Below are 394 nucleotides of genomic sequence, written 5' to 3'. Positions count from 1 at the left end.
CGTCTACCGGCTGTCTGGCGGTGACGTTGCTTGTGAACTGGCTTTGTTCAATAAGTGCCCTGGCACTAAAACTGATGCTTAGTGCCAGGATTAATAGAAGGGCATAACGCATGACTGAGTCCTATCACTAAAGGTGTGGCACTCAGTGTAGGACAGGGCGGCGGCGCTAACCAGTTATGCTGCCAGGCGTTTTTGCAACCATTGGCCGATCTCTTGGATCTCTTCCAGGCAGACATTGTGTTGCATGGGGTAATCGCGCCATGTGACCGGGTACCCCAGACTCTCTACAGCATTAAATGCTGCCTTGCCTAAGGCGCAGGGCACCACTTCGTCATACAGTCCGTGCGCGACCAATATTGGGGTGTTCTGGTTAGCTTCATGGCGCTGTTCAGCC

At 53.3% G+C, this 394-nt stretch carries 1 protein-coding gene; it reads right to left on the bottom strand.

The window, feature by feature from the left end:
* Positions 1-174 precede the first annotated feature (174 nt).
* A partial coding sequence (locus J0A66_RS21925) for an alpha/beta hydrolase (protein ID WP_369127390.1) occupies positions 175-394 on the bottom strand: 220 nt, incomplete at its 5' end.

This window comes from Bowmanella dokdonensis (assembly GCF_017254865.1).
GTDB classification, from domain to species: Bacteria; Pseudomonadota; Gammaproteobacteria; order Enterobacterales; family Alteromonadaceae; genus Bowmanella; species Bowmanella dokdonensis.
This window is presented reverse-complemented; position numbering and strand designations above follow the sequence as displayed.